The following is a 24918-nucleotide window of genomic DNA, read 5'->3' as shown; positions in this document are numbered from 1 at the left end:
GGTATTAACGGCGGAAATTGCGGTGTTTTATTTCCCGCTCCAGTTCACGCTCGGTATCCCGCTTAGTAATGGTATCCCGTTTGTCATACAGCTTTTTACCCCGCCCCAGTGACAGCTCTACCTTGGCAACATCGTTTTTAAGGTAGATACGCACCGGTACGAGAGTCAGCCCTTTTTCCTTGACCTTTGACATAAGCAGGGCTATTTCTTTGCGGTGCATAAGCAGTTTGCGTTCCCGCAAAGGTTCATGGCTGGTATGTCCGCTGCACTGGTAAGCTGATATGTGGGCGTTTACCAGCCAGAGCTCTCCCCCCTGAGGTTTAACGTAGGCATCTCCCATATTTACTCTGCCGCCCCGGAGGGATTTTATCTCCGTGCCCAGCAGTACTATCCCTGCTTCGTATTTTTCTTCCAGGAAATAGTTATGAAATGCTTTGCGGTTAGTTGTCAGGGTTACGTATTCTGCCATATGTATTATATCATACCCCAGACTGCTTGCCCCTTACAATTATCCTCGGGAGATGCTTGACGGGCAAGTCTGCTTGTCATATACTAATAATAATAATCGTTATTGATAATAAGGGGGGCAGGGAGATGAATAGTACCATACCCGCCAATGTTCAGATTGGTACCCGTGCCAGCCGTCAGCGTCAGGCTGTGCTGGAGGTTTTGTCTAAGGCTAAGGGGCACATGTCTGCCGTAGATATTTACCAGAAGGTGCAGAAAAAGTTCCCTAAGGTGAGTTTGGGGACTATTTACCGCAATCTGAAAACCCTTAGAGAAGCCGGCCTTATTGAGGAAATTCATCTGGATGAGCATACCCATTACTATGAAATAAAGACCGGCGGCGAGCACTACCATTTGCTGTGTTTGGGTTGCGGCAAGGTGGTGGAGTTTAAGTATCCGCTGGAATACATGCTCAGTAATGTGCCTGAGGCCAGCGGTTTTCGGGTTTTAAATACAGATTTGCGTTTCAGCGGATATTGTGCCGCCTGCTCCAAAAATGAAGGTTCCCGTTAAAACCTGGCAAGTAAATTATTTTATATAGACAAGGATACATATGGCTCAGCAAATAGTTTCTCTAGCAAATTTGAAAAACGGTAGCCGTGCCCGGGTGTGCAGCATAGAGGGCGGGGCCGCCGTTAATAACCGCCTGGCGGCTTTGGGGCTTAGGCCGGGCAAGGAATTAACTAAAATCAGCGCCATGTCATTTAAAGGGCCGGTTACAGTAAAGGTTGACGGAACCCAGCTGGCTATGGGGCATGGCATGGCTTCCAAAGTAATGGTGGAAGTTGCCGGTATATGAAAAAAGTCTTGCTCTTCGGTAATCCCAATGTGGGTAAAAGTGTGGTCTTTACCCGCCTGACTGGCGTCCAAACCATGTCTGCCAATTATCCCGGTACGACTGTAACTTTCAGCCGCGGCCAGATGAAGCTGGGTGATGAAATTGCCGAGGTTATAGACGTACCCGGTTCTTATACCCTTGAACCCACCTGTGAAGCGGAGACAGTGGCCAGAAAAATGCTGGATGAAGTGGCGTCTGACAAAGATGGAGAAGTAATTATCCTGAATGTGATAGATGCCACTAATTTGGAAAGAAACCTGTATCTTACCCAGCAGCTTCTGGAAAGGGGTTTGCCCACTGTTATAGCTATGAATATGTGGGACGAAACCCACCACAAGGGCATAAAAATAGATTTGGATAAGCTTTCGGAAATACTGGGAGTGCCTATAGCCCCCACTTCCGCCACCAGCGGCGAGGGTATTAAACAGCTGGTTGTCCAGTTGCTTTCACCCAAAGTGCCGGTGTTGGCCGTGCAGGGTCAGGACGAACGCTGGCAGCGTATCGGCGGTATTATCCGTGAGGTTCAGCAGATAACCCATCGTCACCATACCATTGGAGAGAGGCTGGCGGATGCCAGTGTCAGCCCGGTTTTGGGTGTTCTAATGGCTGTGTTCATTATGGCGACAGTTTTTCTGGTGGTGCGGTTTGTGGGTGAGGGACTGATAGCGTATGTATTTGACCCCATTTTTAATAATCTGTGGGCGCCGGTAGTCCATTCTTTGTCAGATGCTTTGGGCGGCAGCGGTTTCCTGCACGGGCTGCTGGTGGGTGATGTAAGCGGCGGGGAAATAAACTTTAAAGAATCTTTGGGGCTGCTTACCAGCGGATTATACGTGCCGTTTGCCATGGTTCTGCCTTACATAGTAGCCTTTTACCTGGTCTTGGGCATACTGGAAGATACCGGCTATCTGCCCCGTCTGGCGGTGCTGCTGGATAACGTAATGCACCGGCTGGGGCTGCACGGGTTTGCCTTTATACCCACCCTGCTGGGATTAGGCTGTAACGTGCCGGCTATTATGGCTACCCGCAGTCTGGAAAGCAGACGTGAGCGCTTTATTGCGGCTACACTGGTTTCGGTAGCCGTGCCCTGTGTTTCCCTGCAGGCTATGATAATAGGTATGCTGGGGGGATTCGGGATAGGGTATGTTTTTCTGGTTTTCGGTACTCTGTTTGCAGTCTGGCTGGGGCTGGGTATGATTCTGAACAAGATTACTCCCGGTTTCAGCCCGGAACTATTGCTGGAAGTGCCTCCCTACCGCCTGCCCCCTGTCAATCTGGTGCTGAAAAAGCTGGCTTTCAGGATTAAAAGTTTTCTCAAGGAAGCTTTACCCATAATACTGGGGGTAGTGGCAGTTATAAATATTCTTAGTTTTACCAAGGTATTTGACGTTATCGCCAAAGCGGCCGAGCCGGTTGTGACCGGTATTCTGGGTTTGCCGGCTGATGCGGCTGTGCCTCTGGTGGTGGGTTTTCTGCGTAAAGATGCGGCTATGGCTCTTTTAGGGCCTTTGGATATGGGGCCTGAACAGCTGGTGGTGGCCAGTCTGGTACTGGCCATGCTCTTCCCCTGTATAGCGTCTCTGGTGATACTCTTCCGTGAGCTGGGGCGGAAAGATGCCCTGAAATCAGTACTGGTTATGCTGGTTGCGGCTATCGGGGTGGGGGGACTTATGAATCTTATCCTGTAATTAGGTTTGATTTTTCTGCAAGGGGTATTTGGATTATAATAAACAGATTATGGCTCAAATAAACTTGCCTAAAAAACAGATAAGCCAGGAAGCTGTACTGTTGGTAACCACCCTAAGTGCCTTCCTGACTCCTTTTATTTCTTCTTCTATCAATATCGCGTTACCTTCCATGGGTGAAGAGTTTGGTATTGATGCTGTACACCTCAGCTGGATAGCCACCGCCTTTATTTTGGCGGCGGTAGTCTGTCTGGTGCCTTTCGGACGGCTGGCGGATATATACGGACGTAAACGCATACTGACTATCGGCATTATTATTTACACGCTGGCGTCTATTTCTTCAGCGCTTTCCACCAATGAGGCCTGGCTGATATTCAGCCGTATTATTCAGGGTATAGGCGGTGCCGGTATATTCGGTACTTCCGCTCCCATTCTTATTTCGGCTTTTCCCCCCAGTATGCGGGGGCGGGTGCTGGGTATAAATGTGGCGGCAGTTTATATAGGATTGTCTGCCGGGCCTTTTCTGGGGGGCTTTCTTACCCAACACTTCGGCTGGAGGAGTATTTTCTGGTCAAATGTGCCTCTGGGGTTGCTGATTATCGGGTTTATTTTCTGGAAGATGCGCGGTTGGGATATGGCTGAATCCAGAGGCGAAAAATTTGACTATATGGGTTCGTTGGTATACGGGCTTGGGGTGGTAGCTGCTATGGCCGGTACCACTATTTTACCTGATCCGTCTGCAATCTGGTATATACTGGCTGGGCTTATAGCTTTCAGTATGTTTATCTGGCGGGAGCTGAATTATACCAGTCCTATTTTTGACGTACGTTTGTTCACAAAAAACCGTCCGTTTATTTTGTCCAATCTGGCGGCCCTTATAAATTACAGTGCTACTTTCGGGGTGGGCTTCTTGATGAGTCTGTATTTGCAGTATATAAGGGGTTTCAGCCCCCAGTCTGCCGGGCTGGTGCTGGTGGCTATGCCTATTATTCAGGCTGGTCTGTCTCCTTTTGCCGGCCGGCTGTCAGACCGTATCCAGCCGCGTTTTGTGGCTACCACCGGTATGGGTTTGACGACTATCGGACTGGCCCTCTTATCAACTCTGAGTATGGACACTCCGCTGGTATTTATAATCATATCGCTGGCACTGCTGGGGATGGGCTTTGCCCTGTTCTCCTCACCTAATACCAATGCGGTTATGAGTTCGGTTGAAAGAAAACATTACGGGGTGGCTTCCGGCACGCTCTCTACTATGCGTCTTTCCGGCCAAATGATAAGTCTGGCAGTGGTTATGTTCTTGTTTTCCCTGATATTGGGGCCGGTAAATATCAGCCCTGAAAATTATGAAGGTCTGCTGACTAGTATGCGTACTGCCATGATACTCTTTACTACCCTGTGCTTTATCGGGATATTTGCGTCTCTGTCCAGAGGCAATACCCGAAAACCTTAAGCGGGCTTTGACTGCCACACCTCCCGGAAACGGCTTTTGAGTCTTTGCAGTCTACTTACTGCTAAAGAGAAAGTAAGCCGTATATGACCAAGGAATTTATGCTGACTTCTTGGTGTGGCCTGTTATTTGATTTTCTTAATCTGGTAACGGATAAGGGTTTTTAGTACTTTGGCATCCGGTTTGGATTGATATTCCTCTTCGTGCGGACCGGCTATTTCATAACCGTTTTCGGCAATAAACTTGTGCAGACGTTCTACGGTTTCCATTTCCTGGTCATATGAGCCCAGATGAAGTATTTGAGCTACCGTGCCGTATTCCCATGTTTCCAGCTTTACTTCAGTATCCGGCATTTTTTGGGGTAATGAAGTTGTGTTTTCAGGTACCGGTATACCGGCAATAATAACCCATTCTTCCTTCGGGGATAGGTTGGCATTGGGGTAGCGGGCACGCGGACAGCTCACTTTGAATGATTCCAGCCCCTTTTTAAGCAGGTCAAATTTCATGGTGTATACAGAGCCGAAAAGAGCAGGGAATATCTGGGAGAAAACCTTGTCCGGAGCACCTTTTCCTCGAACCGCCGCCATCTTTTGGGCGGGCATATCCATTATTACCGGGTCAGTTTTCAGTTTGCGCGGAGACATAAAAACCTCCTTAAACGGGATATTTGAATGCAAGTATAACACTCTTTTTTGCCTTGGTTAAGACTGCTTTGCCATAAATATGCACATTGTAAGCTGATGGTTTAGCCGTTATAATAAACCTGATATGGTAGAGATACTTCGGAACAAGAGTTTTGCCACCCGCTTCCAGATACTTATAGAGATAGCCACCCATGGGCCTACTATTCAGCAAAGGGCTATAGCTCAGGAGTTGTCTATTACCCCGCAGGCAGTCTCGGATTATATAAGCCAGCTGGAAGGCGAAAGCATGATTACCTATCTGGGGCGTTCCCGTTATCAGATAACCCGCGAAGGGGTGAACTGGGTGCTCAAGAACGTCCGTGAGGTAAAAGCCTATTTTGACGGGATAGACAGCGTCATAAACGGGATAGTGATATCCCCCGCTATTGCTGAAAAGGATATCAAAAAGGGTGAGCAGGTAGGGTTAAAGATGATAAACGGCCTGCTTTTTGCCACCGCTGATTGTCAGACCAAATCCACCGGAATTGCTGAAGCAGACGCCAAGGCAGGTGAGGATGTGGGTGTACGCAATATACAGGGTCTGATTGAATTCAGCTATGGGATTGTTTCGGTGCTGGTTGTGCCGGGTATTGCCAAAGGCGGCTCACGTCATATTGATTTGGCACTTATAAAAACCAAACTCAAAGGGGTTGGTCATGTGGGGGCGATAGGGCTTGAATCTGTGGCGGCGCTTCACCGTGCCGGCATAGAGCCGAATTACCTTTATGATGTTTCCGGAGTGGTGATAGATGCTGCTTTGCATGGGCTGTCTTCGGCAGTGGTGTGTACTGAAGAGGATGTGTATGCTCTGGTATCCAGTCTGAAAGACCGCAATATCGAGTATTCTCTAACCAGTCTTTAGGTTGTAAATTAGGTATAAACAAAAACAGCCTCCTAAAGGAGGCTGTTTTATTAGGTGCCGCTGTTTTGTTTCAGGAGACCGCCCAGATATGCTCCTATGAATACCATCAGCAGACCCAGCACTACGTTGGCCAGAATATTGGATAATCCGCTTACGTAGTTGCCATTTCTGAAACAGTCTAAAGTTTCATAACTGAAAGTGGAAAAAGTGGTGAAAGCTCCCAGAAAACCGGCTGTAAGCATGAGTTTCAGGTGGGTATTGTGGTTGCCGGAGCTGAAGCCCCACTGCATCAGGAAGCCTAATACAAAACAGCCCAGGCAGTTTACAATAAGAGTTCCGTAGGGAAAGCTTTCTCCCAGAAGCTTGATAAAAAGATTATTTAATCCGTAACGGCTGACTGCACCCAAAGCTCCGCCTGCCGCCAGCAGCAGTATCTCGCTCAAGAAAACACCTCTTTTAAATGCTGATGAATAATATACTGGGAAACGGGCGTTATCTGCCCAGTAATAACTGCGGTTAAAACAGGCAGTGGTTAACTGACGGTATACATCAGATAAAGTATTCTAGCAGAAGAATAAAATAAATTGAAATCAAGCGGTTTTGAGGGGCTGCCGCTCCCGCCATCCCTCCGGCTGGAGACAACAACTGTCAAAAGCGGAGGAATAACGGTGGCTGATAAACAGGGTTTTAGATTATTCGTATTCTACGAAATAGTTGGTCAGTTTGGTATTTACCGAATTGAACAACTTATCTGAGAGCTCAAGGTATTTGTCTTTTTCTTCCTGAGAGAAGCAGTCAAAAATATCCTTTGCGTAATCATTAAATAACTCCGGGTTATGCCTGGCGCGGTGGTCTTCGGTTATCTGGTAAACAGTCTTGCGGCCAATCTTCTGTTTTTCCAAATAGCCTTTGTCTACCATGCGGTTCATAATTTGCAGCAGGGTGTTTGGCTCTTTGATAATCAGACGGGCCATGGTATCCACATCAGCCTTGCCCAGATTTCTGAGCATATTCAGGATAGACATTTGCTCAAGGGTATATTCGGTATCGTGAGCCATCCGCTTTTGCATATAACGCAAAATACCCAGATAAGTGCAGCTAAAGTGATGATAAAGTCTGTGATTCAGGTTGTCGAACATTTCTACCATTATGCTTTTTGTTTCTTTCTCCCATTAAATAAAACGTGCGGGTCATTATAACATATCAGGGCAAGTACTTTAAAAAAACACGCATATATAACTGAAGTAACACGTGTATAGCACTATGCATTGGTTTCCCGGCTTTGCAGTCTTCTGCTTGGGTGGACGGGTTTAGCGGGGTTATTTCCTGAGTTTTAAAGAGGGTGTCTGCGTCTTGACGGGAGGCGGTGTTTATTGTATTCTAATGCAACTAGTTGCAATTGCTTAATATCGCATAATGGATGGTAATATGAACAGACCCGCTTCTGACATAGATTGGGCTAAAGCTTGGGATGATGCTACCGCCCAAAGAGGGCTGAGGGCGAATCTTGAACGGCAGGGTCACAGCCGCGAGGATTTCTGGCAGAAATACCAGACATGGATGAGCCTGTATGTCAACCGTGATTACCCCGGTAAACTGCTTGATAGGATTTTAGATATTACCCACCAGGGTGAAAATCTGCTGGATATAGGGGCGGGTGCCGGTTCGTTTGCCATTCCTTTGGCTCTTCACGGGGTTAATGTAACTGCGGTTGAGCCTTCACCCAGACAGTCCGGTGCGCTTGCAAAAGAAATTCAAAAAGAGTCTCTGGCGAATATCAGAATAGTGCATGACGAGTGGGAAGCCCTATTGCCAGAGGAAATAACTAAGCATGATCACGTGATGGCGGTATATTCGCTGGAGATGGAAAATATCCGTCTGGCACTGGAGAAAATGATAGCGGTTGCTGCTAAAAATGTGCTTCTTGTACACACTGCAGGCAACGATCTGCGACCTGCCTTGAAAACCCTTTTTGGACTGCAGGCGTCACCTGATTATATTTATATCTACAACATACTCTACCAGATGGGTTTTAGCCCTGATGTAGAGGTGTTTTGCCGTGATTATAAGATACCGCTGGAAGTGCAGCTGGAAATGTTTTCTTACAATCCCGGGCTCAATCCGGATGAGCTTGCGAAGCTGAAAGAGCATCTTTCAGATAGCGGTAAAACTTTTACTGAGGGTGGACAGGTTTGGCTGAAACGCCAAAACCGGGATGCCCTTATCTGGATAAAAAAGGAGGTACAGTAATCTGGTGATTGGGAATTGGAAAAAATTTAAGAAAGTGTGGCTGCTGGGTCTGGCGGGAGTGATATCGCTGAGCCTGTTTGCCGGCTGTGAGCAGATAACCCCGAATGCCGATAATACCGAGATTGTTACCCTGAAGGTTGGTTCTACCAAACCTTTCAAGACTGTCAATCGCTTCAGTGACTACTGGTACGGGGTACTAACCAATCTGACTACCCATGACAGCCTGATAAGGCTGGGGGATGACATGTCCGTCAAGCCTTGGCTGGCCAAGTCATGGACAGTGTCGGATGATGCCATGACATTTGTCTTTACTATTGTAGACAATGCCTACTGGCATGACGGTACCAAACTGACGGCTGAGGATGTGGCCTTTTCAGTAGAGTACTACCGTGATTACATTGCGTCAGCCAGCTGGATGAAAGATGTTATAGAAGATGTAAGCTTTTCGGGGGATACGGTTACTTTGAGTTTGTCTCGTCCTTACGGCAACCTCTTGACCGAGTTTATGACCTATTCGGTTGTACCCAAACATATCTGGCAGGATGTGGACGACCCGCTTAAGTATAACCAGCCGGATATGACAGTCGGTTCAGGCCCATTTGTATTTGAAAGTTTTGACCTTGCTTCCGGCAAGTTTATTTTCAAGGCTAACGAAGACTATTTTCAGGGCAAGCCAACTGTTGACCGCCTTGAAGTGGATATCTACCAGAATATGGATGCTTTAGTTTTATCACTGGCTAATGGTGATATAGATACCTGGTGGGATTATTCGGGTACTTTTCCCTATACCAGCATACCCGCCCTGATAAAGTCAGGCAAAGTGGATTTTGAGACCAGCACCTATCTGGGTGTTCCGTCTGCATTGGGTTTTAACCTTGAAGACGGCCCTGCCAGTGACATAAATGTCCGCAAGGCTATTGCCGCGGCTATAAACTACCAGCAGATAATAGAATACTTTTATGCGGGTTACGGCAGTGTGCCTACCACTGGTTTTGTTCCCCCCACCCACCCCAACTACAATGCAAATCTGCCTTCTTTGGCATATAATCCTGCAGAGGCAAATGCCCTGCTGGATGCGGCCGGGTTGATGGATACAGACGGGGATGGCATTCGTGAAGATGCATCCGGCCAGAACATTTCCCTGAGGCTGCTGGCCAGATCTGATCAGTCTACCAATATGCGTCTGGCTGAAATACTGCGGGATGCCCTGTCTGAGATTGGGCTTGGGGTAGAAATAAGGGCACTTGACCTTTCGGCTTGGGCTTCGGTGAAGGATGCCCTTGATTATGATATGGTTCTCTTCGGGGCTACTCCCTGGGGGACCCTGATGCATGCCGGGCATGGTTCGGGCTACTTTGATTCCAGACGTACCGGTCAGGGTGTTTTGCACAATCTGGATGTGGCTGAATATCTGGCCGCCTGTGATGCCAGACTGGCTACGGCTGATCCTGCCCAGCAGGCTATACTGGACCTGCGGATACAGGAACTTACCGCCGAATATTTGCCGGGTATTGCCCTGGCCTGGACAGAGAGTGTCTACCCCTACCAGCAGGGTTGGTCAGGCTGGGTGATAGACAGTATCTACGGAGGAGTCTTTAATGGCTTCTCCTTCTTGAGTGTTCGGTCTCCCTAATGTATTATGGCTGACCGGGGTTTCTAGACTCCGGTCAGCCTTTCTTCATTCTATAAAGATATGCAAAGACATTATCATCCGGCGGCCGGTTTTCTGGGTAAGGCGCTGCGTTACGGCATCGTACTGTTAGTTATCATTGCCTTAAATTTTCTGATTCCCAGGGTTATGCCGGGTGACCCGGTTAAAAATATTCTTGGTGAACAGGCCTACTACACCGCCGAGGATGTGGCCGCTCTTTCAGTTGAACTGGGGCTGGACAAACCTATATATCAGCAGTTTGGTGATTATCTGGGCGGGCTGTTTGGAGGAGACTGGGGTTACTCATACCTGTATATGCAGCCGGTTCTGGAGGCAGTGGGCGGGCATTTGCTGTGGACACTGGTGCTTATCCTGCCGGCTATTATACTGGGAGCATTGCTGGCCGGTTTTGCCGGACTGGTAGCGGGTTATTTCCGCAAGACTCCGCTGGACATAGGCCTTACCAGCGGCTTTATGCTGATTTACGCCATGCCCCATTACTGGATTGCCATGCTGATGCTTATGTTTTTTAGTTTTAATCTGGGCTGGTTTCCCATGGGCAAGGTTACTTCAGGCGAACTAAGCGGCTTTGCCTATTTTGCAGACCTGCTTTGGCATATGGCGCTGCCATTGCTGGTTGTTACCCTGTTTAAAGCCGCTTATGATTTCCTGATTATGAGAAATACGGTTATCTCCATTTGCGGGGAGGATTATATCCTGATGGCCAGAGCCAAGGGGCTCAGCCGCGGGCGGATTCTTTTTAAACATATACTCAGAAATTCACTTGCCCCGCTGGTAACGGTTACCGCTATACAGTTCGGCATGCTTTTTTCGGGAGTGTTGCTGGTGGAAACTGTTTTTTCTTGGCCGGGCATGGGGACACTTATTTATGAAGCTATCGGGGCGCGTGATTACCCGCTTATACAGGGTGCGTTTTTGATTATTGCAGTTTGTGTGTTGCTTGCAAATATGACGGCAGACATGCTTTACAGACGCCTTGACCCGAGGGTTGCCTAAGATGAATATCCTTAAGAGACTGACCTTAGACAAGCTGCTGTTTTTCGGGGTGATAATCCTTGGCATATTTGTGTTTTCGGCCGTGTTTGCACCGCTAATTTCCCTGTATGACCCATGGACTTACGGGCAGGCTTTTTTGCACCCTTCTGCCCAGCATCTGCTGGGGACTAATGATGTGGGACAGGATATATTTTCCGAGCTGGTTTATTCGGCCAGAGTGTCTTTGTGGGTGGGATTTGCAGCTGCCTCTCTGGCTACTTTACTGGGGGTGGCGGTAGGTATCTGGGCGGGATTCCGCCGCGGCTGGCTGGATAATGTGCTGATGGGTACGGCGGATATATTTCTGGTCATACCGGCTTTGCCTTTGGTAATACTACTTTCGGTATATTTGGGCCCTAGCATCTGGAATATTATTCTGGTTATCGCTCTGACTCTCTGGCCGGGGACGGCAAGAGTAATCCGTTCGCAGGTGATTACTATCCGCCAGAGCGGTTATGTGGAATCTGCCCGTATTATGGGGGCAAGTGAATTCCGCTTGATGTGGAGGCATGTGTTTCCGAATGTATTGCCTTTAGTAGCTGCCAAGTTTATTCTGGCGGTGGCGGTGGCTTTGCTTCTTGAGGCTTCTATGAGCTTTTTGGGTCTGGGTGATCCTTCTCAAAAGAGCTGGGGTATGATGCTTCATTATGCTTTTTCGCGGGGAGGATTTGTCCAGAATCTGTACTGGTGGTATCTGCCGCCGGGGCTGTGCATTACCCTGTGTATATTGGGGCTGACCTTTATCAATATGAGTTTTGAAGACCGTACTGACCCGCGGTTGCAGAGGATACTGGACAGATGAAAAACCTGCTTGAAGTTACCAACCTGCACGTATATTTTGAGACTCCAGCCGGGCTGGTAAGGGCTAACAACGGGCTGAATTTACATCTTGAAGCAGGCTGTAGTCTGGGTATTATGGGTGAGAGCGGCTGCGGCAAGACTGTGCTTGTCTATAGCCTGCTGGGGCTGCAGCAACCCGGTAAAGTTATAAGCGGCAGCATACTTTTTAAAGGCAGGGAGCTGGTAAATCTGCCCGAAACAGAGCTGAACTATATAAGGGGCAGGCAGATTGCCCTTATTCCCCAAAACCAGTCTACTGCTCTGAACCCGCTTTTAAAGGTGGGTGAGCAGATTAGTGAAATTAAAACAGCCTTCAACAGCCCGGACACTGGGCTGGATAGAGCAAAACATTTGTTTTTTGAACTAGGGTTGGGGGATATTCATGCTGTTGAGCATGTATTGAAAAGCTATCCCCACCAATTGTCCGGAGGTATGCGCCAAAGAGTGCTGACCGCCATGGCCCTTCTTGCTGAGCCTGACTTGCTGGTGGCAGATGAACCCACTACCGCCCTTGACGCAAGTACCCGTACTACCGCTTTGAATATACTGAAAAAGTCCTCAAGTAAAACCAGTTTGCTTGTTATCAGCCATGACCTACCTGCGTTGAAAACCCTTTGCCCGAAACTAGCGGTAATGTATGCTGGCAGGGTTGTAGAGTACAGTGATACTGAAAGTCTGATGGAAAATCCCCGCCATCCATATAGCCGTATGCTTATGAAATATCAGCAGTCCGCAGGTTTTTTGAATATGCCTTTGACAGGTTTTGAAAGCCGGGATTTATTAGGTGATGACAAGGGTTGTAGCTTCGCCCTGTTCTGTCCCCAGGCAACCGCAATTTGTTTAAAAGAAATACCGCAGGAAGTTTGTCTGGAGAGCGGCAGGGTGGTTTGTCATTTGTATACCCGAAATGGGTTGCAAACGTGTTAAAAGCTGAAAATCTGTCAGTTAATTTTGTAGTCAGACATAACCCTTTGGTACGCCTTAAGCACCCGGACCATACTATCAAGGCTGTTTCAGATGTGAGTATCACACTGGAAAAAGGTGAAATACTGGGGCTGGTAGGTGAAAGCGGCTCCGGTAAAACTACTCTGGCCAGAGCTTTGGCAGGATTGGTTCGCCCTTCTGCCGGTGTGGTTGAATATAAAGGGCAGGATCTGCAAAAGATGGAAGGCCCTGAGTTCAAAAAGTACCGCCGTGAAGTCCAGTTAATGCTGCAGGACTCGGACGCCACTTTAGACCCCCGCATGAGGGTTACAGGGCTTCTGGAAGAACCTCTAAAGATAAACCGTCACTTAAACAAGGCTGAAATGCAGCAATCGGTTTCAGCCGTTATGGAGAAAACTTTTATTCCGCCTTCGCTTTCCGGCCGCTACCCGGTAGAACTATCCGGCGGGCAGCGTCAGCGGGTGTCACTGGCCAGAACTATATTGGTAAGACCTGAAATAATAATTGCTGATGAACCTTTAAGCGGGCTGGATACTATTTTGCGTTACCAGCTGCTCAGGCTTATGCTGGAGCTTAAAGAAGAATATGGTTTGAGTTATCTGCTTATTTCACATGACCTGCAAATGGTTAGTTCGGTTTGCAGCCGTTTGGCGGTTATGTACCGAGGCAAGCTGGTTGAAGTGATGGGGAAAGAAAATATATCCCAGGCTGTTCACCCTTATACCAAAATGCTTATGGCAGGGCTGGCACTGGAGCTTGAAGATGGGCACGACCTGCATCACCATGACGAAGACGGATGCGGCTGCGGTTTTGCTGGGCGCTGCCCGTTGCATCTGCCGGTTTGCCATCAGGAAGCGCCGCCTTTGAAGATGGTTTACGAAAATCACCTCTGTGCCTGCCATTTAATCTGATACGGCAGGGTAAAATATTATTAAGTGCTGTTTAGAGGTCTCCGAATATTTTGGGGGCTTCTTTTTGTAGTATCTCTTTTATACGGCCGGCTACGGCCCGCATTTCCGGCTGGGCGGACGGGGCGGTACGCAGTTTCAAGATATGCCGCAGTTCGCGGAAATTCCAGGTGCAGATAATCTCAGTGGCGCAGGCATTAGGCAGCACATAACGGGCAATTTCTGCTTTTATACCCGCTTCCAGCAGTTTGCGGTATGAATCCCAGGCACTTTCCATGGCCTCTTTAAATAAATCCAGTTTGGCGTCGTTTCCTTCGGCTATTTCAGGCGGGGTGATAAACTCGGCCTGATTTTCCTTCACGTAACGCTGGCTCCGCTGGGAGTAACTGCCAATGCGGTGTCTGACTAGTTCGTGGGTAACCACCCGTGATGCCTTTATATAAAAAGTGGCAGACACATGTTCAAGCAGACTTTCATGCCCCTGTTTGATACGGGTTTGAAGCCAGTCCTGGCTGCTGCCCTGTTTACTGCCGCTGGCGTAACACAGCCGCCCGGCCTGTTCGGCCAGATTTTCGGCATCAGGGGTCATAGCCAGCAGTTTTACTTCTACATTATATTCCATAAGAGGCGTCTCCTTATGCCGAAAGGATACCAATTCGGGAGTATTTTCACAAGCGGAAAAAGCATAAATGAGGTCTGATAAAAATATAGGTGGCAGGTATTTCCGGAGCGGGCAAACGGGGTATCGGAGAGAATACCGTCAGAGTATCTGGCTGTCAGATTCGTGAATCTGCTCAAGTTTGCGTTTTGCATTGTACTTGGAGGATGAAGTTTGGGTTATGGATTTATCTCTTATTCTTAAGAGCATATTTTCCAGCAGTTCCAACTCCTCGTCAGACAGGACATCAAATATTTTGCGTGTTTCAGCAAGATTAGTGTTTATAATCTCTCTTAGCTGAGTGCCCTTTTCGGTAATGGTGACCCGAATCATGTTTTTTCTTTCCAGGTCTTTGCTTAGTTCAACCAGCCCTTTTCTCTCCATGCCCCTCAAAATGGCGGTAATAGTGTTGGGCTGACGTAAAAAAATCTCGGCTATGCGGGTGGGTGTCATAGTTTTGTCTTTAGTGTGGTAAAGCCGTTCCAGTATGCCTGCCTGTTCCGGTGAAACTCCATACTCCATCAGGTCTTTTCTGCGTACGTGGTAGGCTGCCGTTCTGGCCTGCATAAGAATTGACCATATTTTGTAGCCGTCTTTTCTTAGTCTGTGAGTCATATAACCTTCTTGTATTAAGCAGATTTGCCTACTACCTGTATGTGTTTATTAAACAATAATTCGGAGGATAAATACAAATATATGTTGAAAATATACTAAATGCCTAGGCTTCTAAGCCATAAAGCTTATTGACCTCTGAAATATCTAAAACTATAATCGTATACTAGTATCGCATACTAGCAAAATGCCAGTTAATATTCGGAGGTGAAGATGTAAATTGGCTCCCGGGGAAGACCGGGTGACTATAGGAAAGACTAAATATTATTAAAAAGGAAATAGAAAAGTGCCTAATTTTCATTCCGCGCTGTCACGACGTGACTTTATGAAAGGGCTTGGGGTAGTCGGTGCCGGTCTTGGAACTGCAGCGGCCGCCGCTCCGGCTTTTCGTGATCTGGATGATGTGATATCTTCGCCTAATGCTGAATGGAAACGCCCTTGGTGGGTGAAATACCGTGAGTTGGATAATCCCACTACTGAAATTGACTGGTCATTGATGAATAGATGGGATGGACGCCAGACAGGGCAGGCACCCGGTATCCAGGCTAAGTATTTGGGTGTGGACGAAATAAAGAAACGATATGCCAATGTCCTGACCAATAAAGTAAATGCTATTACCAGTGAAACTCCTGGTCAGACACTGAAGGATTATGCCCTTTCATCCGGCGCAGGCTTTTTTATGAATTTGCCTTATGTGACCACTTTTATGGGTCCCCAGAAGGTGGCTACTCCCCAAAGTATGAATGTACCTGTCTGGCAGGGTACTCCTGAGGAAAACAGCCGTATGCTGCGTTCAGCGGTAATCTTTTACGGCGGCGGGCAGGTCGGTTTTGGTGTTATAGACCAGAAAATCAAGGATAAACTGGTGTTCACCAACCATAAAGGGGCTGCGAACTCTATAGGTTTCGTGGAAAATTTCCCACCGCCTCCGGCGCTGGGCAAAGCATATGTATTTGAAGATGTGGATGTAGGTTACGAAGGGGCGACTACTTTTGTTCTGCCGGCCAATAAACAGCTTTATGAATTTTGCTTCACCGTGCCTATGTCCAAAGACATGTTCAGGACAGCAAATGAATCCCAGATAATGTATGCTGCCAATCTGTCGCGTTATCGGCTCTTCGGTAATATCCAGAATTCTATTCAGGAATTTATCCGTTCACTTGGCTATACCTGTTACGGTTATGCCTCACCCTTTTCGGGTATTATGCCTGCTATTGCCAGCGCCCAGCTGACCGGTATTACCGAAGGAAACCGCAACAACGGTTTTTGCACTAGCCCTGAATACGGACCTGTACTTGGGGTGTTCAGTTTGGTGACCGATATGCCTCTTGAGCCTACCAATCCTATAGATGCCGGTATCTGGAGGTTCTGTCAGACCTGTACCAAGTGTGCTGATGCCTGTCCGGTAAACGCCATACCCAAAGATCATGAACCCACCTGGGATTTGCCAAATATTTATGGCAAGGCGGACATTGTCCATTCCCCCGGCCGCAAGCAGTATTGGACGAATGCTGTTGATTGCTGGCTGTTCCTGACAGAGTACAATGGCTGCGGTGCTTGTATGGCTACCTGCACTTTCAATACAAATACTGCTCCTATCCATGAACTTGTCCGGGCTACTCTGGCTACTACTCCCGCCCTGAATACATTCCTGTGGCAGGCGGATAAATTCTTTGGCTACGGTTTGAACGAGGACAAGGAAGAGTGGTGGGATCTGTCTCTGCCGGTTTACGGGTTTGACAGTGCTGCTACATCAAGTCACGGCGGATATGATAAATAAATCCTAACGCAATAGAGGAGAGTAAAAATATGTGGTTTATTATTGGTCTCATTACCGGTGCTTTGCTGTCGGGCCTTGTCTGGCTGATGAAGAGAGATAACTTCAGCCTTACCTGGTATGAATGGCTGCTTGGCATTATCGGTTTGGCTTTGGTTATCTTTACTATCCAGAACTTTTTTGGCAGTCTGGACGAACTTGAAAGTAAGGCGGCATCTATGTTCCTGTTGGTTGTAGGGTTACCGGGGCTTGTACTGCTGGCAATCTCATGGCAGCTGGCTGCGAGGCGTGTAAAGAAAGCCTGATTTTATCTCTGGAATATCTAATAAAAGGGGGAAGACTTAAGTCTTCCCCCTTTTCAGTTTACGGGGTATTAAATTTTCCGGTATCCCCGTTTTCTGTTAACTTTTTCTCCGTTTTTGCAGTTTAGCCAAGTGCCTTTCTTAGCTGCCTGACAAAGCCGCTTACCTTTTCAAGTGAAGGGTCTGCCTGTACTAGCTGGATAATGCGGCTGCCTACTATTATCCCATCAGCATATTTTGAGATATCGGCGGCCTGTTCGGGGGTGGAAATGCCGAAACCCACTGCCAGAGGCTGGCGGGCGGCCTTTCTTACCCTGCTTACAAAACTGCCGAGGTCAGCCGGAAGGTTGGCAGTTGCCCCGGTAACGCCTGAGTGGGAAACAAGGTAGATAAACCCCCCTGATTTGGCGGCTACCAGTTTAATCCGTTCGTCTGTGCTGGTGGGGGCTAACAGGAAGATTATATCCAGCCCGGCTTCTTTGGCGGCTGCTTCTATATCTTCGGCCTCACCCGGCGGCAGGTCAGGAATAATAAGGCCGCTTATACCGGCGGCGGCCGCCTTATTGCAGAATTCGCTCAGACCGTAATTGTAAACGGGGTTGTAATACCCCATAAATACCATGGGTATAGAGGTTTTTTCTTTTAGACGGGCGGCAACTGACAAACAGACTTCAGGGGTTACCCCGTTCTGAAGTGCCTGGTAGCTGGCGTTCTGAATAGTGACCCCGTCTGCCAAGGGGTCTGAAAACGGAATGCCCAGCTCTATAATATCCACCCCGTTTGCTTCCAGCATAGGCACCAGTTTCAAGGTGGTTTCAATATCCGGATAGCCGACTGTTATGTAAGCTATAAGGGGTTTGCGTTTGCTAAATGCGTCACTGATGCGGCTCATAGGTTCACCCCCATTGCTTTCTGGACAATATCCATATCTTTATCTCCCCTGCCGGACAGGTTTATGACTATATTTTTATCTTTGGGCATATCAGCTGCTATTTTCAGGGCGTGGGCAATGGCGTGGGATGATTCCAGAGCGGGTACAATCCCTTCCAGTGAACAAAGGAGTTTAAAACCGTTCAGGGCTTCGTCATCTGTTACCGAAACGTATTCCACCCGTTTGCTGTCTTTCAAATGGCTGTGCTCCGGGCCTACGCCGGGGTAATCCAGTCCTGCCGAAATGCTGTGGGTTTCAATCACCTGCCCATGCTCGTCTTGCAGCAGGTAGGACATGGCTCCGTGAAGTATTCCCACTTTGCCGGCACTCAGGGTAGCCGAATGTTTGTCGGTGCTTATGCCGCTGCCGGCGGCTTCCACCCCTATAAGGCGTACGCTTTGGTCAGGTATGAAATCATAAAAAATGCCCATGGCATTGCTGCCGCCGCCTACGCAGGCCACTATACAGTCCGGCAGCCCCCCCAGCTGTTTTAGTGACTGGGCTTTGGTTTCCTGCCCGATAACGGCCTGAAAATCCCGTACCATGGCCGGGTAAGGGCGCGGGCCGACTACCGAGCCGATTATGTAATAAGTGGTTTCCGGGTTGCTTACCCAGTCACGCATGGCTTCGTTGATGGCATCTTTCAGGGTGCGGCTGCCCGAAGAAACGCTCCTGACTTCCGTTCCCATCAGCTTCATGCGAAACACATTTAAGGCCTGGCGTTTGATATCATCTTCGCCCATGTAGACAATACATTCCAGCCCCAGCATAGCGCAGACAGCCGCAGTGGCTACCCCGTGCTGCCCCGCCCCGGTTTCGGCAATAACCCTTTTCTTGCCCATGTGCTGTGCCAGCAGACCCTGACCCAGGGCATTATTGATTTTGTGGGCGCCGGTATGGGCCAGGTCTTCCCGTTTGAGGTAGATATGGGCACCCCCCAGATATTCGGTCAGCCTTTCGGCCGCATACAGCGGAGTGGGACGCCCCGAAAAGGTGTTTGAAAGGTATTTCAGGCGTGACTGAAAGGCCTCATCTGTTTTGGCTTTTTCGTAAGCCTGTTCCAGTTCGTTCAGGACGGGTACCAGTATTTCAGGCACGAACTGGCCGCCGTACTTGCCGAAATACCCCGGTTTGCAGTTGCTGTTTACTTCAGGCATTTTTCTACTCCCAGCATATTTAAATATTCCACTTCTTTTGCCAGCCGGCTGAACTGTTCTGGATATAAAGACTGCGCCCCGTCTGACAGAGCGGCAGCGGGGTCTGAATGGACTTCCACTATCAGCCCGTCTGCCCCGGCCGCAATGGCGGCTCTGGACAGGGGGATAACGTAATCACGGCGTCCGGCCGCATGGCTGGGGTCTACTATTATTGGCAGATGGCTTACGGCCTTGACAGACAGAATGGCACTCAGGTCCAGCGTAAAGCGGGTGTTGTCTGAAAAGGTGCGGATACCCCGCTCACACAATATTACCTGGGTGTTGCCTTCGGCCATAATGTATTCGGCGGCCATCAGCAGTTCTTCAATGGTGGCTGACAGCCCCCGCTTTAAGATAATCGGTTTTTCTGTCTGGCCTGCCCGCCTTAGCAGGGAATAATTCTGCATATTGCGGGCACCTATCTGGATAATGTCTGTGCTGGCTTCAACCAGCTTCAGATTTTCAGAATCGGTTGCCTCGGTGACAATAAAGAGGCCGGTTTCAGAGCGTACTTTTTCCAGTATCTTGAGGCCGGCTTTACCCAAACCCTGAAAGCTGTAGGGTGAAGTGCGGGGCTTGAATGCCCCCCCTCTGAAGAGCTTGGCACCTCCCTCTTTTACCTGACGGGCTATGCAGAGGGTTTGTTCTTCGCTTTCCACCGAGCAAGGCCCGGCTATGATAACCGGTTTGCACCCGTTTCCTATTTCCACATCTCCCAGACGGATAACAGTAGGTTCGGGGCAGGTTTCCCGGCTGACCAGTTTATAGGGCTTGGTTACCCTGAGCACTTCCTTGACCCCTTCCAGTGCCAGAAAGGGGTTTTCCTCTACCATGCCCTGGTTGCCCACTATGCAGACAGCAGTCCGGTGGTCACCCGGTATGGGTATACCCCGGTAGCCTGCATTGGTAATCTCCCTCATAACATTAGCTATCTGTGCCTCTGTGGCGTCATTTTTCATTATTACTAACATATCCGCTTACCATCCGCATCCTTCACCCGTTTGATGAAAAGGTTTATTTTAGCTGTATCTTTTGTCCCGTTTGTTTCCACCCCGCTGGCTACGTCTACTCCCCAGGGGGCGGCTGTTTCCAGAAGCGCCTGTATGTTTTCGGGATTAAGCCCCCCGGCCACCATCACAGGGTATTTCTGTGAAACCTGTTTTACAATCTGCCAGTCAAAACTCTGGCCGCTGCCTCCAAGTAATGTTTGGGTGCGTTTATCCAGCAGGAATACGGGCGGTTTGCTCAGGGCTTTTAGCCCGTCCTGTATCTCCTGCATGACCATTTCGGCGGTAGTGCCTTCGGCAATATGGATTGCTTTGATAAGCGGCAGTTTTACCCGGTTGCAGTATTCCCAGCTTTCGTCCCCGCTAAGCTGCACCATATCCAGGTGGCAGGTGGCGGCAATTTCATTTACCTCCTCCAGTGGCTGGTTGGCAAAGACACCTACCAGCAGAGGTCTGGGGTTAAGCGGTTTTAAGGCTTCAGCTATCTGCAAGGCTTTGTCAGGGGTGATACGCCGTTTGCTTTGGGCAAATACCACTCCGGCAAAATCAGCCCCTGTCCGGGCTGTGGCCAAGGCTTGTCCAACCTCTGTCAAACCGCAAATCTTGGTCTTTATCACAGCAGTTCCCTCATCTTGGCGGCAATATCAGCCGAGGCCGTCAGGGCTTCCCCTATAAGCACCGCATCTACCCCCATCTCTGTCAGACGGGATATGTCCGCTCTGGTTTGGATGCCGCTTTCGCTGACAACTATATGCTCAGGCGGTATCAGGGGGCGGAGGGTTCCGGTTACGCTTAAGTCCACTTTAAATGTATGCAAATCACGGTTATTCAGGCCGATAATCCGGGCATTGCTCTTGAGGGCTATGTCCAGTTCAGGCCGGGTATGCACCTCTACCAGGCATTTCATACCCAGCGTGTGGCTGAGTGAAAGCAGCTCCTCCAGTTTATGGGGTGTAAGCATGGCCGCTATCAGCAAAATAGCATCCGCCCCGTACAGGCGGGCTTCATATACCTGATAGGGGTCATGGATAAAATCTTTCCGCAGCAAAGGTAGATTTAATGCTGCCCTGGATTCACGTATTAGTTTCAGATTTTGAAGGCTGCCCTGAAAATGGTGTTCTTCGGTCAGTACCGAAATGGCGGCCGCCCCGTTTCGGGCATATATGCGGGCAATATCCACCGGGTCAAAGTCAGGCCGGATTATCCCTTTGGAGGGTGAGGCCTTTTTGACCTCGGCAATAAGCTTAATACCGTTGCCTTTCAGGCTTGCCGCCATGTCAAGGGGTGGACAGGGCATGTCCGCTACCAATGCCTGCAGTTTCAAAAGCGGCAGCTCCTCTTTCCGCCGCCTCAAATCAGGCAGGTTGTCGGATACTATACGTTCCAATATCACGGCTTTAACCGCCTGCCTGAGACTGGCTGAGTTTAATTAAAGATTCCAGTTTGGCCAGTGCCAGCCCGCTGTCAATCGTTTTAGCCGCCAGGTTGATACCTTCGTTAATGGTTTTAACCCGGTCTGCCACCATCAGGGCGGCGGCCGCATTCAGCAGGACTACATCTCTCTTAGGCCCTTTTTCGCCGGAAAGCACCGCACGCAGGGTAAGTGCGTTTTCCTGGGCTGAGCCGCCTTTGACCGACTCAAGGGGAGATGCTTTCAAGCCCATTTCCTCCGGTGAAAGTGCATGGCGGAATTTGATTATTTCGTTATCTTTCAGCTCCCAGATGACCGAATCCCCGCTGATGGACATTTCGTCCATGCCGTCTAAGCCGTGTACCACCAGGGCATGCTTGATATCCATATGGGACAGGGCTGAAATAATCTTGTCACCCAGAGATATTTCAGGCACGCCGATAAGCTGGTACTGGGCGCAGGCCGGGTTGGTTAGCGGGCCTAAGATATTGAACACGGTGCGGATGCCTATTTCACGCCGGGAGGGGGCCACATATTTCATGGCCGGATGGAACACGGGTGCAAACATAAAGCCGATACCCGCCTGTTCTATACAGGTTTTTACCTGTTCGGCTGGCAGGTCTATTTTTATGCCCAGAGCTTCAAGTACGTCAGCGCTGCCGCACATGCTGCTGGCCGCCCGGTTGCCGTGCTTGGCCACCTTTACCCCTGCACCGGATATAACAAAGGCGGCGGCGGTAGATATATTGAACGTGTTTATCCCGTCACCGCCGATACCCACTATGTCCAGCACCGGGGTGTTGGTGATTATCCGGGTAGACTTGGCCCGCATGACACTGGCCAGCCCGGCTATTTCCTCGGCAGTTTCCCCCTTGACCCGAAGGGCCGTCAGAAATGCCCCTATCTGGGCAGGGGTGGTTTTGCCCTCCATTATTTCGTCCATTACGGAGGCAGACTGTTCAATAGTCAGAGATTTGCCCAGAACTAAAGACCCGATTGCTTCTTTAATCATTTTTCCGCTCCTTTTTTGCTGATAAAGGTGCATAGTATTTTAGAAAATTAGCCAGAATCTCCTTGCCGCACTCGGTTTTAAATGATTCGGGATGAAACTGGATACCTTCAACGGGGTATTCCTTGTGCTTAAGCCCCATAATAGTGCCGTCATCTGTCCAGGCGGTTACCTCCAGACAATCCGGCAGAGTTGGCTTGTCTACTATTAGGGAGTGGTAACGTATGGCGGGAAACCCCTTGGGCAGACCTTTGAAAATACCCCGGTTATCATGCTGTATGAGTGACTGTTTGCCGTGCATTATTTTGTCTGCCTGCCTGACAATCCCCCCGTATGTATGCCCGATGCACTGGTGCCCCAGACAGATACCCAGGATAGGCAGTTCGGGGCCGAAACGGCGGATAACCTCGTTAGACACGCCTGCCTGAAGGGGTGAAGACGGCCCGGGTGAAATCACGATGTATTCGGGACGCAGGGCGTCTATATCATCAAGGGTAATCTTGTCATTGCGGACTACCTTTACTTCCTGTCCCAGTTCGGAAAAATACTGGAAAAGGTTGTAGGTAAAGCTGTCGTAGTTATCAATTAGTAACAACATGCGGTTTCTCCGTTGCCATATTTTCTGCCCTGTCCAGGGCTTTCAGCAGAGCCTGAGCCTTGTTCAGTGTTTCCTGATATTCAGATTCGGGTACGCTGTCACTTACAATTCCGCAGCCTGCCTGCAAGTGGGCAACGCCGTCTTTGACAACCATGGTGCGTATGGCTATAGCCATGTCCATATTGCCCGAATAGGAAAAGTAACCCACAGCCCCTGCATAGATGCCCCGTTTTTCGGTTTCCATTTCGGCAATTATCTCCATCGCCCTTATCTTAGGTGCGCCGGAGACTGTGCCTGCCGGGAAGCAGGACTCCAATGCCTCAAACGGGGTGATATCCGTTTTCAGTTTGCCCTGCACATGGGAAACCAGATGCATTACGTGGGAATAGCGTTCCACATCCATTACGTCTGTTATGCGGACTGTGCCGGGCCTGCTTATGCGGCCGATATCGTTTCTGCCCAAATCTACCAGCATGATATGTTCGGCGCACTCTTTTTCGTCCTGGCGGAGCTCCTGTTCAAGACGGATATCTTCTGCCTGGGTTTTGCCCCGTTTTCTGGTGCCGGCCAGCGGGCGGGTCATAACCTCGCCGTCTTCCACCCGCACCAGCACCTCAGGTGATGCCCCTACTATCTGGAAATCACCGAAATCAAGGTAATACATGTACGGGGAAGGGTTTACTGAACGCAGGGCGCGGTAAATGTCAAAGGGGTGGGCCGAGGTGGGTCTGGACAGACGCTGTGACAAAACTACCTGAATGGCTTCGCCGGAGTTAAGGTAATCTCTTATTTTGGATACCCGGCTCTCAAAATCCGTTTGTTTGAAATTGGACTTTGTTTCAGGAACACCGGCGGGGGCGGGTTTTAACTCTGTTTTGGCAAGCGGCTGCCTGAGCTGGCTAATCAGCTTTTCTATATTTTGGATAGCTTTGTTATAAGAGACTTCAATATCCTCTTCTGTATGGACATAGCTGAGTACCTTGATAGAGTGGCTGATATGGTCAAAAACCAGCATGGTATCTACCAGCATGAAGACCGCTTCAGGAAGGTTTAACGGGTCTGATGCGGGAGAGGGCAGCTCTTCAAAGCGGGTGACTGCCTCGTAGCCCAGAAAACCCACTGCCCCGCCGCAAAAACGCGGCAGCTCACCCACCTGTACCAAGCGGTATTTACTCAGTTCGTTTTCAACCTGCTTTAGAGGGGGAACGGTATCTGTCTGATAGGAGGTGATTACTTTGTAAGGGTTAGCGCCGATGAAACTGTACCGGGCTACCCTTTCGCCTCCTTCCACGCTTTCCAGCAGAAAGGCATTTTGGCTGGTCTTGATTTTCAGAAAGGCGGAAACCGGGGTTTCAAGGTCGGCCACAATCTCACGGGAGATGGGTATCAGGTTACCCTGTGAAGCCAGTTTTTTTACTTCGGCTAAGGATGGATAATACATTTTAGGGTACCTCGCAAAAAAATAAATCCCTCGTCCTTTTTAGGGGCGAGGGATTAACCTTCGCGGTGCCACCCTAATTATCCCTGCAAAAAATGCAGAAACATCTTTTTTCGGGTGCGGCCCTGATTTCTCCGGGCGATACCCTAGGCTTTGATAACGGTGCCCTTCCGTCAAAACCTACTCAAGTTTCCTTTTTCGGCCTGCGACTCCTGAGTCCATTCAGTTCTTTGCGCTAGCACCGGCTCACACCTTGCCCGGCTCTCTGAGCTTCGCTGAAGACCTACTAATCTCATTCCCAGTCTGT

General features: G+C 49.2%; 27 protein-coding genes and 1 other annotated feature (1 of these 28 only partly in view). Of the genes, 13 read left to right on the top strand and 14 right to left on the bottom strand.

What is annotated here, in order from left to right; genetic code table 11:
- Positions 1–4: 4 nt before the first annotated feature.
- Positions 5–469, bottom strand: coding sequence for an SsrA-binding protein SmpB (smpB, locus tag ASJ33_RS07610; protein ID WP_023652783.1), 465 nt, complete (start codon positions 467–469; stop codon positions 5–7).
- Between the two features lie 125 nt (positions 470–594).
- Between smpB and ASJ33_RS07605 the strand changes: the two genes are divergently transcribed.
- Genes ASJ33_RS07605 through ASJ33_RS07590 form a run of 4 tightly spaced genes read left to right on the top strand, consistent with a single transcriptional unit; the run spans position 595 to position 4480 of the window.
- A complete protein-coding gene (locus tag ASJ33_RS07605) occupies positions 595–1020 on the top strand; it encodes a Fur family transcriptional regulator (RefSeq protein ID WP_023652782.1) in 426 nt (141 codons plus the stop codon).
- A gap of 40 nt (positions 1021–1060) precedes the next feature.
- Positions 1061–1306 carry a FeoA family protein gene (locus ASJ33_RS07600; RefSeq protein WP_023652781.1) on the top strand — a complete coding sequence of 82 codons (246 nt, stop codon included), beginning with the start codon at positions 1061–1063 and terminating at the stop codon, positions 1304–1306.
- Complete coding sequence (locus tag ASJ33_RS07595; protein WP_023652780.1) at positions 1303–3033, top strand: ferrous iron transporter B; 1731 nt, start codon at positions 1303–1305, stop codon at positions 3031–3033. The genes ASJ33_RS07600 and ASJ33_RS07595 overlap by 4 nt, the downstream gene beginning before the upstream one ends.
- Positions 3034–3082: 49 nt before the next feature.
- Positions 3083–4480, top strand: coding sequence for an MFS transporter (locus ASJ33_RS07590; protein WP_023652779.1), 1398 nt, complete (start codon positions 3083–3085; stop codon positions 4478–4480).
- 122 nt (positions 4481–4602) lie between these two features.
- Here ASJ33_RS07590 and ASJ33_RS07585 read toward each other — a convergent pair whose 3' ends face one another.
- Positions 4603–5121, bottom strand: coding sequence for a GyrI-like domain-containing protein (locus ASJ33_RS07585; protein WP_023652778.1), 519 nt, complete (start codon positions 5119–5121; stop codon positions 4603–4605).
- A gap of 124 nt (positions 5122–5245) precedes the next feature.
- On the opposite strand from ASJ33_RS07585, the gene ASJ33_RS07580 reads away from it, so the two are divergent.
- A complete protein-coding gene (locus tag ASJ33_RS07580; protein WP_023652777.1) occupies positions 5246–6022 on the top strand; it encodes a winged helix-turn-helix transcriptional regulator in 777 nt (258 codons plus the stop codon).
- 50 nt (positions 6023–6072) lie between these two features.
- On the opposite strand, the gene crcB is transcribed toward ASJ33_RS07580, so the two are convergent.
- Both crcB and ASJ33_RS07570 read right to left on the bottom strand, forming a co-directional pair.
- Positions 6073–6465, bottom strand: a complete 393-nt coding sequence (crcB, locus tag ASJ33_RS07575) for a fluoride efflux transporter CrcB (RefSeq protein ID WP_041331395.1) — start codon at positions 6463–6465, stop codon at positions 6073–6075.
- A gap of 249 nt (positions 6466–6714) precedes the next feature.
- On the bottom strand, positions 6715–7170 hold the full coding sequence (locus ASJ33_RS07570) for a BlaI/MecI/CopY family transcriptional regulator (RefSeq protein WP_012882517.1): 456 nt from the start codon (positions 7168–7170) through the stop codon (positions 6715–6717).
- Positions 7171–7450: 280 nt separating this feature from the next.
- Here ASJ33_RS07570 and ASJ33_RS07565 point away from each other — a divergent pair, with 280 nt between their 5' ends.
- From ASJ33_RS07565 to ASJ33_RS07540, 6 genes are read left to right on the top strand one after another with little or no spacing between them, the layout of a single operon-like run.
- Positions 7451–8272: a class I SAM-dependent methyltransferase gene (locus ASJ33_RS07565; protein ID WP_041331393.1), complete on the top strand. Its 822-nt coding sequence runs from the start codon at positions 7451–7453 to the stop codon at positions 8270–8272.
- Between the two features lie 4 nt (positions 8273–8276).
- On the top strand, positions 8277–9905 hold the full coding sequence (locus ASJ33_RS07560) for an ABC transporter substrate-binding protein (RefSeq protein ID WP_041331391.1): 1629 nt from the start codon (positions 8277–8279) through the stop codon (positions 9903–9905).
- A 60-nt stretch (positions 9906–9965) separates the two neighbouring features.
- Complete coding sequence (locus ASJ33_RS07555; RefSeq protein ID WP_041331389.1) at positions 9966–10940, top strand: ABC transporter permease; 975 nt, start codon at positions 9966–9968, stop codon at positions 10938–10940.
- Position 10941: 1 nt separating this feature from the next.
- Positions 10942–11781 (top strand): ABC transporter permease, encoded by an 840-nt coding sequence (locus ASJ33_RS07550; RefSeq protein WP_041331387.1) that lies wholly within the window; start codon positions 10942–10944, stop codon positions 11779–11781.
- Positions 11778–12746 (top strand): ABC transporter ATP-binding protein, encoded by a 969-nt coding sequence (locus tag ASJ33_RS07545; RefSeq protein WP_041331385.1) that lies wholly within the window; start codon positions 11778–11780, stop codon positions 12744–12746. Before ASJ33_RS07550 ends, ASJ33_RS07545 begins: the two co-directional genes overlap by 4 nt.
- On the top strand, positions 12740–13675 hold the full coding sequence (locus ASJ33_RS07540; protein WP_041331383.1) for an ABC transporter ATP-binding protein: 936 nt from the start codon (positions 12740–12742) through the stop codon (positions 13673–13675). The genes ASJ33_RS07545 and ASJ33_RS07540 overlap by 7 nt, the downstream gene beginning before the upstream one ends.
- Before the next feature lie 31 nt (positions 13676–13706).
- Here the strand turns inward: ASJ33_RS07540 and thyX are convergent, their stop codons facing one another.
- Entirely contained in the window at positions 13707–14294 is a 588-nt protein-coding gene (gene thyX, locus ASJ33_RS07535) for an FAD-dependent thymidylate synthase (protein WP_023652769.1), read from the bottom strand.
- Between the two features lie 138 nt (positions 14295–14432).
- Entirely contained in the window at positions 14433–14945 is a 513-nt protein-coding gene (locus ASJ33_RS07530; protein WP_023652768.1) for a MarR family winged helix-turn-helix transcriptional regulator, read from the bottom strand.
- 283 nt (positions 14946–15228) lie between these two features.
- Here ASJ33_RS07530 and ASJ33_RS07525 point away from each other — a divergent pair, with 283 nt between their 5' ends.
- The gene (locus ASJ33_RS07525; protein ID WP_023652767.1) at positions 15229–16722 is read left to right on the top strand and encodes a reductive dehalogenase; all 1494 of its coding nucleotides are present in this window, start codon (positions 15229–15231) and stop codon (positions 16720–16722) included.
- Positions 16723–16751: 29 nt separating this feature from the next.
- Positions 16752–17024, top strand: coding sequence for a hypothetical protein (locus tag ASJ33_RS07520; protein ID WP_023652766.1), 273 nt, complete (start codon positions 16752–16754; stop codon positions 17022–17024).
- A 121-nt stretch (positions 17025–17145) separates the two neighbouring features.
- Here the strand turns inward: ASJ33_RS07520 and trpA are convergent, their stop codons facing one another.
- From trpA to trpE, 8 genes are read right to left on the bottom strand one after another with little or no spacing between them, the layout of a single operon-like run.
- Positions 17146–17913, bottom strand: coding sequence for a tryptophan synthase subunit alpha (gene trpA, locus ASJ33_RS07515; RefSeq protein ID WP_023652764.1), 768 nt, complete (start codon positions 17911–17913; stop codon positions 17146–17148).
- Positions 17910–19109: a tryptophan synthase subunit beta gene (trpB, locus tag ASJ33_RS07510; RefSeq protein ID WP_041331381.1), complete on the bottom strand. Its 1200-nt coding sequence runs from the start codon at positions 19107–19109 to the stop codon at positions 17910–17912. Before trpB ends, trpA begins: the two co-directional genes overlap by 4 nt.
- The gene (gene aroF, locus ASJ33_RS07505; protein ID WP_041331379.1) at positions 19097–20119 is read right to left on the bottom strand and encodes a 3-deoxy-7-phosphoheptulonate synthase; all 1023 of its coding nucleotides are present in this window, start codon (positions 20117–20119) and stop codon (positions 19097–19099) included. The genes trpB and aroF overlap by 13 nt, the downstream gene beginning before the upstream one ends.
- A complete protein-coding gene (locus ASJ33_RS07500; protein ID WP_041331377.1) occupies positions 20113–20772 on the bottom strand; it encodes a phosphoribosylanthranilate isomerase in 660 nt (219 codons plus the stop codon). The genes aroF and ASJ33_RS07500 overlap by 7 nt, the downstream gene beginning before the upstream one ends.
- Positions 20769–21548: an indole-3-glycerol phosphate synthase TrpC gene (trpC, locus tag ASJ33_RS07495; RefSeq protein ID WP_041331375.1), complete on the bottom strand. Its 780-nt coding sequence runs from the start codon at positions 21546–21548 to the stop codon at positions 20769–20771. Before trpC ends, ASJ33_RS07500 begins: the two co-directional genes overlap by 4 nt.
- Positions 21549–21552: 4 nt before the next feature.
- Positions 21553–22578 (bottom strand): anthranilate phosphoribosyltransferase, encoded by a 1026-nt coding sequence (gene trpD, locus ASJ33_RS07490; protein WP_041331373.1) that lies wholly within the window; start codon positions 22576–22578, stop codon positions 21553–21555.
- Positions 22571–23173 carry an anthranilate synthase component II gene (locus tag ASJ33_RS07485; RefSeq protein WP_023652758.1) on the bottom strand — a complete coding sequence of 201 codons (603 nt, stop codon included), beginning with the start codon at positions 23171–23173 and terminating at the stop codon, positions 22571–22573. Before ASJ33_RS07485 ends, trpD begins: the two co-directional genes overlap by 8 nt.
- Positions 23157–24614, bottom strand: coding sequence for an anthranilate synthase component I (gene trpE / locus ASJ33_RS07480; RefSeq protein WP_072555793.1), 1458 nt, complete (start codon positions 24612–24614; stop codon positions 23157–23159). The genes ASJ33_RS07485 and trpE overlap by 17 nt, the downstream gene beginning before the upstream one ends.
- A 38-nt stretch (positions 24615–24652) precedes the next feature.
- Positions 24653–24918, bottom strand: a binding site (T-box leader); it runs 2 nt beyond the window's last position.

This window comes from Dehalococcoides mccartyi (assembly GCF_001889305.1).
GTDB lineage: Bacteria > Chloroflexota > Dehalococcoidia > Dehalococcoidales > Dehalococcoidaceae > Dehalococcoides > Dehalococcoides mccartyi_A.
The sequence above is the reverse complement of the archived record's forward strand: the minus strand, read 5'-3'. Positions and strand labels throughout refer to the sequence as shown.